This window comes from Pseudomonas sp. C2B4, assembly GCF_013359695.1.
In the GTDB taxonomy this organism is placed as follows: Bacteria; Pseudomonadota; Gammaproteobacteria; order Pseudomonadales; family Pseudomonadaceae; genus Aquipseudomonas.
The window spans coordinates 1-13,483 of the sequence record NZ_JABFMU010000058.1 but is presented as its reverse complement, the minus strand read 5'-3'; the positions used below and the strand labels follow the sequence as shown (position 1 = coordinate 13,483).

At 61.2% G+C, this 13,483-nt stretch carries 11 protein-coding genes; 9 read left to right on the top strand and 2 right to left on the bottom strand.

What is annotated here, in order from left to right; translation table 11 throughout:
- Window positions 1-34: 34 nt before the first annotated feature.
- The gene (locus tag HNQ83_RS25795; RefSeq protein WP_256669219.1) at window positions 35-1,159 is read left to right on the top strand and encodes a sensor histidine kinase; all 1,125 of its coding nucleotides are present in this window, start codon (window positions 35-37) and stop codon (window positions 1,157-1,159) included.
- On the top strand, window positions 1,150-1,680 hold the full coding sequence (locus tag HNQ83_RS25790) for an HIT domain-containing protein (protein WP_175391572.1): 531 nt from the start codon (window positions 1,150-1,152) through the stop codon (window positions 1,678-1,680). Before HNQ83_RS25795 ends, HNQ83_RS25790 begins: the two co-directional genes overlap by 10 nt.
- Here HNQ83_RS25790 and HNQ83_RS25785 read toward each other — a convergent pair.
- Window positions 1,649-2,455, bottom strand: a complete 807-nt coding sequence (locus HNQ83_RS25785) for an alpha/beta fold hydrolase (RefSeq protein WP_175391595.1) — start codon at window positions 2,453-2,455, stop codon at window positions 1,649-1,651. The two genes, HNQ83_RS25790 and HNQ83_RS25785, sit on opposite strands and share 32 nt — an antisense overlap.
- A 150-nt stretch (window positions 2,456-2,605) precedes the next feature.
- On the opposite strand from HNQ83_RS25785, the gene HNQ83_RS25780 reads away from it, so the two are divergent.
- The 3 genes from HNQ83_RS25780 to HNQ83_RS25770 all read left to right on the top strand — a co-directional run bounded on the left by HNQ83_RS25780 (window position 2,606) and on the right by HNQ83_RS25770 (window position 6,614).
- A complete protein-coding gene (locus HNQ83_RS25780; RefSeq protein WP_175391571.1) occupies window positions 2,606-3,127 on the top strand; it encodes a sigma-70 family RNA polymerase sigma factor in 522 nt (173 codons plus the stop codon).
- A complete protein-coding gene (locus HNQ83_RS25775) occupies window positions 3,124-4,092 on the top strand; it encodes a FecR domain-containing protein (protein ID WP_175391570.1) in 969 nt (322 codons plus the stop codon). Before HNQ83_RS25780 ends, HNQ83_RS25775 begins: the two co-directional genes overlap by 4 nt.
- A 98-nt stretch (window positions 4,093-4,190) precedes the next feature.
- Window positions 4,191-6,614 carry a TonB-dependent receptor gene (locus HNQ83_RS25770; RefSeq protein WP_175391569.1) on the top strand — a complete coding sequence of 808 codons (2,424 nt, stop codon included), beginning with the start codon at window positions 4,191-4,193 and terminating at the stop codon, window positions 6,612-6,614.
- A gap of 161 nt (window positions 6,615-6,775) precedes the next feature.
- On the opposite strand, the gene HNQ83_RS25765 is transcribed toward HNQ83_RS25770, so the two are convergent.
- Entirely contained in the window at window positions 6,776-7,111 is a 336-nt protein-coding gene (locus tag HNQ83_RS25765) for a carboxymuconolactone decarboxylase family protein (RefSeq protein WP_175391568.1), read from the bottom strand.
- A gap of 313 nt (window positions 7,112-7,424) precedes the next feature.
- Here HNQ83_RS25765 and HNQ83_RS25760 point away from each other — a divergent pair, with 313 nt between their 5' ends.
- From HNQ83_RS25760 to HNQ83_RS25745, 4 genes are all read left to right on the top strand, one after another.
- Window positions 7,425-8,798 carry a glutamine synthetase family protein gene (locus HNQ83_RS25760; RefSeq protein WP_175391567.1) on the top strand — a complete coding sequence of 458 codons (1,374 nt, stop codon included), beginning with the start codon at window positions 7,425-7,427 and terminating at the stop codon, window positions 8,796-8,798.
- Window positions 8,799-8,835: 37 nt separating this feature from the next.
- Window positions 8,836-10,227, top strand: a complete 1,392-nt coding sequence (locus HNQ83_RS25755) for an aldehyde dehydrogenase family protein (RefSeq protein ID WP_175391566.1) — start codon at window positions 8,836-8,838, stop codon at window positions 10,225-10,227.
- Between the two features lie 3 nt (window positions 10,228-10,230).
- Entirely contained in the window at window positions 10,231-11,391 is a 1,161-nt protein-coding gene (locus HNQ83_RS25750; RefSeq protein ID WP_175391565.1) for an iron-containing alcohol dehydrogenase, read from the top strand.
- A gap of 325 nt (window positions 11,392-11,716) precedes the next feature.
- Window positions 11,717-13,273 carry an amino acid permease gene (locus HNQ83_RS25745; protein ID WP_175391564.1) on the top strand — a complete coding sequence of 519 codons (1,557 nt, stop codon included), beginning with the start codon at window positions 11,717-11,719 and terminating at the stop codon, window positions 13,271-13,273.
- The last annotated feature ends 210 nt before the right edge of the window (window positions 13,274-13,483 follow it).

The window sequence follows — 13,483 nt, the reverse complement described above, 5'->3', positions numbered from 1 at the left end:
TACGTCGACGCGACCGCATCCCAGGCGCCGGGTCATGATGAACATCATGCTCGGCGGCCTGCGTTCCAGGGCCACGTGCCTGGGACTGTGGGCCACCACGCTCGCGATATTCGTCGTCGACACCCTGACCGGGCTGGATATCGCGGTGGCCGTCCTCTACGTCCTGGTGATCATGATCGCCATGGGCTCGTGCTCCATCCGCGGGTTGCGCCGGGTTGCACTCACCTGCGCCGCGCTGACGCTGGCCGGCTTCCTTTTGTCCCACCTGGATCACCCCTTTAGCACCGCGCTGGCCCGTTGCCTGATCAGCCTGACGGCCATCGGCATTGCCACCTGGCTGGCCTTGAAGAACCGGCGCACCAGTGACGAATTACAGGAACAATTCAGTTTGTTAGCCCACACCCATGATGTCGAAGCCAAGTTGCATCGCGCACAGATCGAACTGGCGCATATCAGCCGAAACACCACGATGGGCGAGATGGCAGCCTCCATCGCCCATGAAGTGAATCAGCCGCTGGCCGCCATCGCCTCCAGTGCCGAAGCGGCCTGGCGCTGGCTTGATCGCCCGCTGCCCGACCTCGATGAAGCCCGTGCCGCCATCAATCGGGCAGCCAGCAATGCGCGCCGGGCGAGCGAAGTGATCCGGCGTATTCGCGACCTGACGCGCAAAAGCGATTCGCACTACGAAGATCTGGATCTAGAATCGGTAGTAGCAGACTCACTTGCCCTGCTTGACCGGGAAATCCGCAGCCATCAGGTGCAATTGTCGTGCAAGGTCGAGGGCCATTTGCCCAAGGTGCCGGGTGATCGGATCCAGCTCCAGCAGGTTGTGATCAACCTGATCATGAACAGCCTGCAGGCCATGATTGGCCGCGAAGACCTGCCCAGGGAGCTGCACGTGCGAATTCATGCGAAAGAAAGTCTTGCGGTGGTGGAGGTGCGTGACAACGGCCCAGGGATTGACCAAAAACACCTTGCGCTGCTGTTTGATGCGTTTTTCACGACCAAAGAAGATGGCATGGGAATCGGCTTGTCCATCTGCCGCTCAATAATTGAGTTGCATGGTGGAAGCATCTGGGCAGACAGTCAGCCAAACGGCGGCGCGATGTTCTCATTCTCCCTCCCAGCTTCGACAACGGACACCCAACGATGGACATAGCACCACGCTTCATCATCCATGAAACCGCTCACTGGATACTCAATCATCACATGTCGTCCAAGCTGCCCGGCTATCTGGTGCTGGGGACGAGACACCCTGTCCGTTCATTGTCCGACCTGCCGGAGCAGGCATTGGCCGAGCTGGGTGTGCTGCTCGCCAAAGTCCAGAAAACCCTGCAAACGGAGCTGCAACCGAAGTGGCTCTACATCAGCCGATTCGGCCATGACCCCCGCTTCCCCATTCATTTTCACTACATACCGGTTTATGACTGGGTCGAGGAGCTGTTTTGCCAGGATGAGCGATACCGGGTGCTGAAAAACTTCGGAGCGGGCGCCGAGGCTCATTCGCTGACCGACGGCGCGGAATTGACCCTGTTCATCTGGCGCGAATTCGGTGAAAGCCCGGAGCCACCGAGCATCCAGGGGCCTTCGATCGAGCAGACCATCGAGCGTTTGCGCCTGGTGTTCAGGCAGGGAGATCAGACAGCAGTCATCGAGCGGACACTCTCAGAAACTCACTGACAGCCTTGAGCACTGTTTCCGGTGCCTCTCGATGAGGCACATGATGACAATCGTCGACAATCACGTAGCTACCGGTGCTGGTCGACAGCCGGGCGATACGCTTGGGATGCATGACTGAACCGTACTCATCGTACTGGCCATGGATGGCAAGCAAGGGACAGTGTATGGCGTCGACCGTGCTTTCAAGGCTCCAGTCCTTGAAGGCCGGGGAAAGCCATGTACCCGTCCACGCGGTGAACACCCAGGCGGCTTTGTCGCCGTGATATTTCTCCAGTCGCGACATCTGCCCCGGTTGCTCGAATTGCACCTCTGCCTCTCGAATGCCTTGCAGCGTCAGATCCTCTACAAACGCCTGCGCTGAAACCGTGACCAGCGCCGTGCAGCTTTGCGCGTACAGGGACGCGCAGGCCGCCGCCATCGCCCCGCCGACGCTATGACCGAATGCAATAAAACGATCGATCCGAAGTGCATCCTTCAGATACGCGAAGAAGCACTCGGCCTCGTCGCGGATAAAGTTCAACGGCAGTGGCCCGGGATAGGCGTCCGACAGACCAAACCCGAGGCGGTCGTAGGCAATGACCTCAAGCCCGGTCGCCCGGCACAACTGTTGGGGAAAATCGCGCCACAGGGCAACGCAACCCAGCGAGTCATGGAAAAGAATGATGGGTGGTTTTTCCGGGTGACCCGAACGGTCCTCAGGGAACCAGCGACAACAAAACAGTCGTCCGTGTGGCGTATCGATCCACAGTGTTTCGGTATTGATGGACAAATGCATAGCCTCGGTAGAAAAGTCGTCCCGCTGACAGAACACGCAGAATAATCGAAGTCCTGCCGGCAGCCGTGACAGGCCAACGCCGCCCCTTGCCGTCATCAGCGGCGCTCATTACAATTGCTAATAATTCTCACTTAGCAAAATATTGACGCGATGAGCGATTCAGAGTCTGCCACATATCAACACCACATTCGTTGCGTCGAAGCCCTGTATGTCGGCCACAAAGGCTGGCTGCACACGTGGTTGCAGCGAAAACTGGGTAACCGGGTGGATGCCGCAGACCTGATGCACGACACGTTCACGCGCATACTCGCGGCCAGGGCCTTGCCGGACCTGGCTGAGCCCCGGGCTTATCTGACCTGTGTCGCCAAGGGCATTCTGGTGAACTGGTACCAGCGCCAGGCGCTGGAGCGCGCCTATCTGGCGGCATTGGCGCAGATGCCCGAGGCGCTGGCGCCCTCCCCTGAGCAGCGCTTTCTGATTCTGGAAACCCTGCATGAAGTCGACGCGATGCTCGATTCCCTGCCACCGCTGGTCAAGCGCGCCTTTCTGCTCTCTCAGATCGGCGCGATGAAATACGATGACATCGCCACGCAACTCGATGTCTCGCTGATTACGGTCAAGCGCTACATGAAACAGGCGTTCGTGCAGTGCCTGGCGTTGATGCCGGCATGAACAGCCAATCGACGATCGACCCGCAGATTCTGGAGCAGGCCGCCGAGTGGCTGATGCGCCTGAGCGAAGGTGCCCTGAGTGAACACGAGTTCGCGCAATGGCAACAGTGGCGAGCCAGCAGTGCCACTTGCGAATGCGCCTGGCAACGGGCGGAGGCCTTGCTGGGCAAGCTCGGCGGGCTGCCGCCAGAGCTGGCCATGCCGGCGCTCGACCGGCCGGCCAATCCCCAACGTCGGGCCATGCTCGGCCGCCTGGCCGCCTTGTTGGCGATAGCACCGGCAGGCTGGATCGGCTGGCAATTGAACGAGCGCCAGGGCTGGACAGCCGATTACCACACGGCGATCGGAGAGCGTCGCCCGTTGACCCTCGCCGATGGCAGTCAGGTGACCCTCAACACCGACACCGTGATCGATGTGGATTTTGATCCGCTGCAGCGCCTGATCAGCGTCCGCCGGGGGGAGATCCTGGTCCAGACCGCTCCCGATAGACAGGTGCCGGCTCGACCGTTCCGGGTCCGTACCGAACAGGGCCGCATGCAGGCGTTGGGCACCCGCTTCAGTGTGCGCGAAGACGCAGGCTTGACGCGCCTGGCGGTGTTCGACGGTCGCATGCAGATCGAGCTGTACCAACGCCCGCCAGCCACACCGATGATCGTGGTCGCCGGTCAGCAAACGGTGTTTTCGGCCTCTTCGATCAGTCCGGTTACCCCCGTCGACAGCGCCCTGACTGCCTGGACCCAGGGCATGCTGGTAGCGGACGGCATGCACCTGGCTGACTTCGCCGCGCAGCTGGCGCGCTACCGCCCCGGCATCGTGCGCTGCGATCCGGCCGTTGCCCGGGTGCGGATATCCGGCGCTTTCCCGCTGGACGATACCCGGCGTGCACTGAGCATGCTGGCGCAGACGTACCCGGTGAACGTGACGACGCGTTTCGGCGGTTATTGGGTGACGATTTCAGCCGTTTGATCGACCCGAAAAAATAGTTTCAACGAGGTGATACTTTTTTCGCGCTGGGCTGGCAAGGGAAGAAACACCCTCTCCCTTGCCGACAGGACCCCTTCTCAATGCCCGTTGACTGCACCCCGACATTCACCCCGCCACTGCGCCGCGCCACCTGCCGTGCGATCTTCAGCCTGATGCTCGCCGGCGCCTGTACCAATGCCTGGGCAGCCGACCCGCAAACGCAGGCCGCAACCGAGACGCGCAGCTATCAGATACCGGCCGGCCCGCTGGGGCAGACGCTGTCGCGCTTCGCTGCCGACAGCCACATCGCGTTGTCGTTCGAGCCCGCGCTGACCGATGGCCTGCAAAGCCCCGGTCTGTCCGGCCAATACCCGGCCATCGAGGCACTCGACAAACTCTTGAGCGGCACGGGCCTGGAGATCCTTCAGCGCAGCGACGCCAGCTACACCCTCGTACGCTCGGCTCACACCGACGCGTTGCAGCTCGGTGCGACCTCGATCACCGGTCAGCGCCTGGGCGCGACAACCGAAGGCACGCATTCCTATACCACCAACGAAGTGAGCATCGGCAAGGGCAACATCAAACTCAAGGACATCCCGCAATCGGTGTCGGTGGTCACGCGCCAGCGCATGGATGACCAGAACATGAACAGCCTGCAGGACGCCATGCGCCAGGTCACCGGGGTCACCATCAAGACCTACAACTCCGGTTCCAGCCTCAATGATGTCTACATGCGCGGCTTCCTGGTCGATCAGGTGCAGGTCGATGGCGTTTCCCAACCCACCGGCCAGGGCGACATGGCCACCTCGTTCGACCTGGCGATGTACGACCGTATCGAAGTGCTGCGCGGCCCCTCGGGCCTGTATCAGGGTGCGGGCGAACCCGGCGGTACGATCAACGTGGTGCGCAAGCGCGCCCTGAACCAATTCGCCCTCGGTGGCGAGCTGGCTGCCGGTTCCTATGATCATTACCGTTCCTCGGTGGACGTCACCGGGCCGCTGAACGATCAGGGCACCGTGCGCGGGCGCTTCATCACTGCCTACGAGAACAATAAATCCTTCGTCGACCACGCGCAAAACGAACGCCCGATGGTGTATGGCCGCCTGGAATTCGACCTCGATCCATCCACGACCCTATCGATGGGCGGCGCCTATCAGCAGAACCATTCCACCCCGGCGTTCGGCCTGCCGGCCTATGCCAACGGCAAGCTGCTCGATGTGCCGCGCTCGACCTTCGTCGATGCCAAGTGGAACGAACTCAACGAAAAAGTCTGGGAAAGCTTTGCCGAAGTCGATCACGCCCTGGACAACGGTGGCCAGTTCAAGACCACCCTGACCTACCGCGACGCCGAAACCCCCAAGCGCAACTTCACCTGGGCCGATGGTGCGGTCGATCCCGATACCGGCGATAGCTGGGCGGTGGCCTACAACTATTACACCCATATCAAATCCATCGGCGCCGACAGCTTCGTCACCACCCCGTTCGACGCCTTCGGTCGCACCCATGAATTCACCCTCGGTGCCGAATACCAGCATCTGGACAAGGATTTCACCTACGGTGGCGGCGACTACTTCCCGATCAACGTGTTCGATCCGGGCAGCATCGACATTCCGAAACAGGACTACGAGAAAAACAACGGCAACTGGTCCAAATCCGATCAGTACGGCCTCTACACCCGCGCGAAGATCAACGTCACCGACTGGCTCGATGTGATCGGCGGCAGCCGCGTGACCTGGTACGAAAGCGAAGCGAAAAACGCCAACGCCTTCTTCAACAACTTCGGCAGCGCCAGCACCAGCATCAACCGCAAGGTCGTGCCGTACGGCGCCATCATCGGCAAACTGACGCCGGAGCTGTCGGCCTACGCCAGCTACACCGGAGTGTTCAAGCCACAAAGCGAATTGGGCGCCGATAATACGCCGATCGGTCCGCGTGAAGGCAAACAATACGAAATCGGCCTCAAGCGCGAATTCTTCGACGGACGCCTGAACGCCAGCGTCGCGGTGTTCCGCATCTACGACGAAAACCGCGCCGAATACAACAACAGCATTGCGGCCTACATGAGCGAGGGCAAAGCCCGCAGCCAGGGTTGGGAAACCGAGTTGAGCGGCAACCTGACCGACAACTGGAGCATCGTCACCGGTTACGCCTTCACCTCCACCCAATACCTGAAGGCCGATGACGGTTCCGAAGGCAAGACGTTCAGCACAATCACGCCCAAGCACAACTTCAACCTGTGGACCAAGTACGCGTTCACCGACGGCCCGCTCAAGGACTTCAGCGTCGGCGGCGGGGTTCGCGCGGTCAGCGACACGTACTACCAACGCGAAGTGAAATTCGAACAAGGCGGCTTCGCCATCGCCACGGCCCAGGTGGGCTACAGGTTCAACGACAACCTGTCGACGACCCTGACCGCCAACAACCTGTTCGACCGCAAGTACTACGACCGGGTGGACGCCTCGTGGGGCACCAACTTCTACGGTGACCCACGCACGGTGACGCTGGCGGTGCGTGCGCAGTACTGATCGCCTTGGTGAATATTTCCCAATTCCCTGTAGGAGCGAGCCTGCTCGCGAAAAACGCCTGGTAAACGCGTTCATTCAGACAGCACGCGTTATCGTTGACGTCCTTCGCGAGCAGGCTCGCTCCCACAAGGGGCCACGCGCACTTGAGATCATGTGGGCTGTCAAACCGCAGGACTTTGCCCCTCTCCCATCACATCGTCTGCCCAACTGATCGCCGCCACGACCGTCGGGAAACCGATCGTACTGGTCAGCGCAATCAATGCATGACGAATCTGCTCCGGCGTGGCGCCCGCCTCTCGCGCCCGCCGGGTGTGGCTGTGCACGGCGCCCTCGGAGCGGATCGACGCCGCAGCGCCGAGCTGGATCAGCTGGACCGTTTTCTCGTCCAACGGACCGGCGTGACGTACAGCGGTACCCAAGGCCTCCACGGCGTCCAGATAATCCGGGTATTGCCGTTTCAGGTTTTCGTAGGTTTTGTGCTCTCTTTTCTTCGTCATGTTCATTTCTCCGCGAGCGTGTAAACGCATTCCAGTGTAGGAGCCAGCTTGCTTGCGATGGAGGGTCAACGATAACGCGTACTGTCTGAATGAGCGTGGTGCCTGTACGTTCTTCGCGGGCAAGCCCGCTCCCACAGGGGATCAGGGACATACGCGAAGCATCAGCAAAAACTTGCGAAAAGCGACAGTAGGCTAAGCTATGTTCAGCTAATTGCTCACGATGCTCGCGTCTGCAGGTTTCGGGTTGTTCTGGAGAGCGTCTGCAATAGCTATTCCAGACAGGCCCCAAACAATTTGCGCAGGACTTGCCGTGATGCCCGAGCCTTTCCTCAGTTTTGACGAACTCAAGCGTGCCGCCGTCTCCGGTGAAATCGACACCGTTCTGGTGTGCATGGTCGACATGCAGGGCCGCCTGGTCGGCAAGCGATTCCAGGTCGAGTTTTTCATCGACAGCGGTCATGAAGAAACCCATTGCTGCAATTACCTGCTCGCCGACGACATCGACATGGAGCCGGTACCGGGCTACGCCGCCGCGAGCTGGAGCAAAGGCTACGGCGATTTCGTCCTCAAGCCCGACATGAGCACCCTGCGCAAAGTGCCCTGGCTCGAATGCACGGCACTGGTGCTGTGCGATGTGCTCGACCATCACCATCGTGAGGACCTGCCCCACAGCCCGCGGGCGATCCTGAAAAAACAGGTCGCGCGCCTGCGTGAGCGCGGCTACACCGGCATGTTCGCCTCGGAGCTGGAGTTCTATCTGTTCGACGAAAGCTACGAGTCCATCCACAAGCGCAACTACTACAAGCCGAAAACCGCCGGGCATTACATCGAGGACTACAACATCCTGCAGACCACCCGCGAAGAGCCCGTGCTGCGGGCAATCCGCAAGCATCTGCAGGCGTGCGGCATTCCGGTGGAAAATTCCAAGGGTGAGTGGGGTCCGGGCCAGGAAGAAATCAACATCCGCTATGCCGATGCCATGACCATGGCCGACCACCACGTCATCATCAAGCACGCCTGCAAGGAGATCGCGCAACTGCAGGGCAAGGCGATCACCTTCATGGCCAAATGGCGCTATGACGCCGCCGGCTCCAGCAGCCACATCCACAATTCGCTGTGGGACAAGAACGCGAAGAAACCGCTGTTTTTCGACGCCAAGGCCGAGTTCGGCATGTCGAAGCTGATGCGTTCCTGGGTGGCCGGGCAGCTCAAATATGCCAACGACATCACCTGCTTTCTGGCGCCCTACATCAACTCCTACAAGCGCTTTCAGGCCGGCACCTTCGCCCCGACCCGCGCCGTGTGGAGCCGCGACAACCGCACCGCCGGATTCCGGTTGTGCGCTGAGCAAAGCAAAAGCATCCGCATCGAATGCCGCATCGGTGGCGCCGACCTTAACCCTTATCTGGCCTTCGCCGCGCTGATCGCCGCGGGGCTGGCCGGGATCGACGAAAAACTCAGCCTCGACCCGCCCTACGAGGGCGATGCCTATGTCGACGAGCATCTGCCCGAAGTGTCCAAGACCCTGCGTGACGCCAGTGCCGCACTCAAGGGCTCGACCATGTTGCGCGAGGCGTTCGGCGATGAGGTGATCGACCACTACGTGCACACCGCCGAATGGGAACAGAAAGAGTACGACCGGCGGATTACCGATTGGGAACTGCAGCGCGGCTTCGAGCGCTATTGAGTCAACTCGGATCGTAGAAATAACAGTTGAGAACATCATGACTGCGAAGATTCAGCTCATCTCCCCGGTCGATGGCCGGGTCTACGCCGAGCGCGAATGCGCCGACGTTGTTCAACTCGACAAGGCACTGGATGCAGCCGCCACCGCCCAGGCGCAATGGAAACGCCGGCCACTGAGTGAACGCGCGGCTTTTTGCAGTGCCGCCGTGGACGCCATGCTGGCGATGAAGGATGACATCGTCCCGGAACTGGCCTGGCAAATTGGCCGGCCAGTGCGTTATTGCGCGGGCGAGCTGCGCGGCTTCGAAGAGCGTGCCCGGCACATGATCGCCATTGCACCCGAGGCGCTGGCAGACGTCGAACCCACGCCCATCAACGGCTTTCGCCGGCATATCAAGCGCGAACCACTGGGCACCGTGCTGGTAATCGCCCCATGGAATTATCCCTACCTGACCGCCGTCAACACCATCATTCCGGCGCTGATGGCCGGCAACAGCGTCATCCTCAAACACGCTTCGCAAACCCTGTTGGTCGGCGAGCGTTTCGCCGAGGCCTTTCGTCGCGCGAATCTGCCTGAGGGGCTGTTCCATAACCTGGTACTCAGTCATACCTATACGGCAGTCGCCATCGCCTCGGGAAAGGTTCATCAAGTGAATTTCACCGGTTCCGTGGACGGCGGCAAGACCATGGAACACGCTGCCGTCGAAGGCTTCCTTGGCCTGGGTCTGGAGCTTGGCGGCAAAGACCCGGCCTACGTTCGCGCCGACGCCAACCTCGAACACGCGGTGGAAAACCTGGTGGACGGCAGCTTCTTCAACTCCGGGCAGAGCTGCTGTGCCGTGGAACGCATCTATGTTGATCAGTCCATCTACCCCGCCTTCGTCGAGCGCTTCGCCGCCCTGACTCGCCAGTATGTGCTGGGCAATCCACTGGACGAAGCGACGACCCTCGGTCCGCTGGTGAATCCGAAAGCGGCTGATTTCGTGCGCGGCCAGATCGCCGAGGCCCTGAGCCTGGGCGCCAGGGCGCTGATCGGTCCGCAAGACTTCGCCGCCGATGTGCCGGGCAGCGCCTACCTCGCGCCGCAGGTATTGGTCGACGTCAGCCATCAAATGTCGGTCATGTACGACGAAAGCTTCGGTCCGGTGGTCGGCATCATGCCGGTGGCCAACGATGAAGAAGCCATCGCCTTGATGAATGACAGCGAGTTCGGCCTCAGCGCCTCGATCTGGACCCGGGACCTCGCCGCCGCCGAGCGCTTGGGCAACGAGATCGACACCGGCACCGTGTTCATGAATCGCTGCGATTACCTCGACCCGGCCCTGGCCTGGACCGGGGTGAAGAACAGTGGGCGCGGCGTGACGCTGTCGCGTCTGGGCTACGAACACCTGACCCGCGCCAAATCCTTCCATTTGCGCCACGAGATCTGAGCCATGAGCCTGACCGGAAACTGGAATTACCCCACGAGCATTCGCTTCGGCGTCGGTCGCATCAGCGAACTGGCCGAGGTCTGTCGCAGCCAGGGTATCCAGCGACCGTTGCTGGTCACCGACAGCGGCCTGGCGCGGGCGCCGATCACCAAGGCAGCGCTGGATTCCTTGAGCGACGCGGGCCTGGGCGCGGCACTGTTTTGCGACCTCAAGCCCAACCCCGTCGAAGCCAACCTGGCTGGCGGACTCGAGGCCTGGCGTGCGGGCAATCACGATGGCGTAGTGGCCTTCGGCGGTGGCAGCGGCCTGGACATGGGCAAGCTCATTGCGTTCATGAGCGGGCAAACCCGTCCGGTGTGGGACTTCGAGGACATCGGCGACTACTGGACCCGTGCCGATGAAAGCCGCATCGCCCCGGTCATCGCGGTCCCGACCACGGCCGGCACCGGTTCCGAAGTGGGGCGTGCAGCGGTGATCATCGACGATCGCACCCACACCAAACGCATCATCTTCCACCCGAAAATGATGCCGCGCGTGGTCATCAGCGACCCGGCGCTGACCGTCGGCATGCCGGCAAAAGTCACCGCCGGCACGGGCATGGATGCGTTGTCGCACTGCCTGGAGTCGTACTGCGCCCCCGGTTTCCACCCGATGGCCGACGGTATCGCGGTCGAAGGCATGCGCCTGGTCGCCAATGCACTGGTGCGCGCGGTGCACACGCCTTCCGACCTCGATGCCCGCGGTCAGATGCTGGCCGCCGCGGCAATGGGCGCCACCGCTTTCCAGAAAGGCCTGGGCGGCATGCATGCCCTCGCGCATCCGATTGGCGCGCTGTACGACACCCATCACGGCATGACCAACGCGACCCTGATGCCCTATGTCCTGAAATTCAATCGCCCGGCCATCGAGGAGCGCATCACGCGTCTGGCCGCTTACCTGCACCTGCCCTCCCCCGGCTTCGACAGCTTCCTGGCCTTCGTCCTCAAGTTGCGCAAGGACATCGCCGTGCCCCACACGCTGTTCGAGCTGGGAGTGGATGACAAGCAGGCCGACCTGATCGCGGACATGGCGGTCGTCGACCCGTCGGCCGGCGGCAACCCACTGCCGCTGACCCGGGCCGGCGTGGCGGAAATTTTTCAGGCGGCCTTCCTCGGCCGCCTGTAATCGCAATCGATTGCCTGGGCCAATCTTGATATCCGTCAATTCAGAGGTAACACGGGCGATGAGTGAATTGTGGCGAGGGGATTCATCCCCGTTGGGCTGCGCAGCAGTCCCATTTTTTGGGGTCGCTTCGCAACCCGACGGGGCGGTGCGACGTTTCGCTGAATCCCCTCGCCACAAGTATGTGTTCAGGCTAATTGACTGGCATCGGGGTTAGTCCGGACAGGTTTCACCGTTGGGAAACAGGAGCAGTACGACAAGGGGTTGAAGGCCAGCCCGTCCGGAGGTCCGGATGGACGCGTATCAAAACCTGAAGGGGCACACCATAATGAATCCAGCAAGCCAGCCCGGCACCGACGCGCACGACGATGACGTCAAGGTGCTGCACAGCATGGGCTATGCCCAGCAGCTGTCGCGTCGAATGGGCGTTTTCTCCAACTTTGCGATTTCCTTCTCGATCATCTGCATCCTCTCCGGTGGTATCAACTCACTGGCCCAGGGCACGTCCGGCGCGGGCGGTGCCTCCATCGGCATTGGCTGGCCGCTCGGTTGCATCATCTCTGGCGTCTTCGCCATGGCCATGGCGCAGATTTCCTCGGCCTACCCCACCGCTGGCGGCTTGTATCACTGGGGCTCGATCCTCGGTAATCGCTTCACCGGCTGGCTCACGGCCTGGTTCAACCTGCTGGGGCTGATCACGGTGCTCGGTGCGATCAACGTCGGCACCTATTACTTCTTTTTCGGCGCTTTCGGGCCGACGCTGGGCATGGAAGACACGACCACGACACGGGTGATTTTCCTGGCGATTCTCACCGGCCTTCAAGCCCTGTGTAACCACTTGGGTATCGGCCTGACGGCGAAACTCACCGACTTCTCCGGCTACCTGATTTTCGCCACTGCCATCGCACTGACCATCGTCTGCCTGATCTCGGCGCCCAGCTACGAGTTCTCCCGACTGGTGACGTTCGGCAACTATTCCGGCGAGGCCGGCGGCAATGTCTGGCCACAGGTCTCCAACGGCTGGATCTTCATGCTCGGCTTGCTGTTGCCGATCTACACCATCACCGGCTACGACGCGTCCGCGCACACCTCCGAAGAAACCCGTAACGCGGCCATGTCCGTGCCACGGGGGATGGTCATGTCGGTGGTCTGGTCGCTGCTGTTCGGCTGGCTCATGCTCAGTGCGTTCGTGCTGATGCTGCCGAGCATGGACGAGGCTGCCAAGCAAGGCTGGAGCGTGTTTTTCTGGGCCATGAATACCCAGGTCAACCCGCTGCTCAAGGACGCGCTGTACGTGGCGATTTTCATCTCGCAGGTGCTCTGCGGCCTGGCCACCGTGACCTCGGTGTCGCGCATGATCTTCGCCTTCTCCCGTGACGGCGGCCTGCCCTGCTCGAAAGCACTGGCGTCGGTCTCACCGACCTTTCGCAGCCCGGTCGCCGCTATCTGGACCGGTGCTACGCTGGCGGTGTTGTTCGTCTGGGGCTCGTCCGTGATCTCGATCGGCGAAACGCCGGTCTACACCATCGTCGTCTCCTGCACGGTGATCTTCCTGTTCTTCTCCTTCGTTATTCCCATCGTGCTGGGCCTGTTTGCCTATGGCACCTCGAAATGGCCGACCATGGGGCCGTGGAACATGGGGCGCTTCTGGTACACGGTGTTTGCCCTGCTCTCGGTGTTGTCGATGGTGATCATCTTCGTGATCGGCATCCAGCCGCCCAACGATTGGGCGTTATACATCACCATCGGGTTTCTGGTGTTGACGGCCATTGTCTGGTTCGGGTTTGAGGCAAGACGCTTCCAGGGGCCGCCGGTGGGAGATGTGATTGCCAAGCGGCAGGGCGAGATTGCAGCGGCGGAGGCGGCTTTGGATAAGCGCTCTTAGAATTGTGTACATATCCGTTTTCGGCGTAACGGCGACTTATGGTTTCGCCCTTACGGCCGGCCACTTGGAAGAACCTGTAGGAGCAAAGCTTGCTCGCGATAGCGGCAGTCCAGTCACATCGATGACGCCTGGTAAGCCGCCATCGCGAGCAAGCTTGAACTGGCCTAATAATTCCGGACACCTCTTAAGGGCGATATGATTTCGCCAACT

Bases quoted from the DNA above. Each gene is read 5' to 3' on its own strand.
- HNQ83_RS25795 (WP_256669219.1), top strand. From the start codon at position 35: ATGATGAACATCATGCTCGGCGGCCTGCGTTCCAGGGCCACGTGCCTG.
- HNQ83_RS25790 (WP_175391572.1), top strand. From the start codon at position 1,150: ATGGACATAGCACCACGCTTCATCATCCATGAAACCGCTCACTGGATA.
- HNQ83_RS25785 (WP_175391595.1), bottom strand. From the start codon at position 2,455: ATGCATTTGTCCATCAATACCGAAACACTGTGGATCGATACGCCACAC.
- HNQ83_RS25780 (WP_175391571.1), top strand. From the start codon at position 2,606: ATGAGCGATTCAGAGTCTGCCACATATCAACACCACATTCGTTGCGTC.
- HNQ83_RS25775 (WP_175391570.1), top strand. From the start codon at position 3,124: ATGAACAGCCAATCGACGATCGACCCGCAGATTCTGGAGCAGGCCGCC.
- HNQ83_RS25770 (WP_175391569.1), top strand. From the start codon at position 4,191: ATGCCCGTTGACTGCACCCCGACATTCACCCCGCCACTGCGCCGCGCC.
- HNQ83_RS25765 (WP_175391568.1), bottom strand. From the start codon at position 7,111: ATGACGAAGAAAAGAGAGCACAAAACCTACGAAAACCTGAAACGGCAA.
- HNQ83_RS25760 (WP_175391567.1), top strand. From the start codon at position 7,425: ATGCCCGAGCCTTTCCTCAGTTTTGACGAACTCAAGCGTGCCGCCGTC.
- HNQ83_RS25755 (WP_175391566.1), top strand. From the start codon at position 8,836: ATGACTGCGAAGATTCAGCTCATCTCCCCGGTCGATGGCCGGGTCTAC.
- HNQ83_RS25750 (WP_175391565.1), top strand. From the start codon at position 10,231: ATGAGCCTGACCGGAAACTGGAATTACCCCACGAGCATTCGCTTCGGC.
- HNQ83_RS25745 (WP_175391564.1), top strand. From the start codon at position 11,717: ATGAATCCAGCAAGCCAGCCCGGCACCGACGCGCACGACGATGACGTC.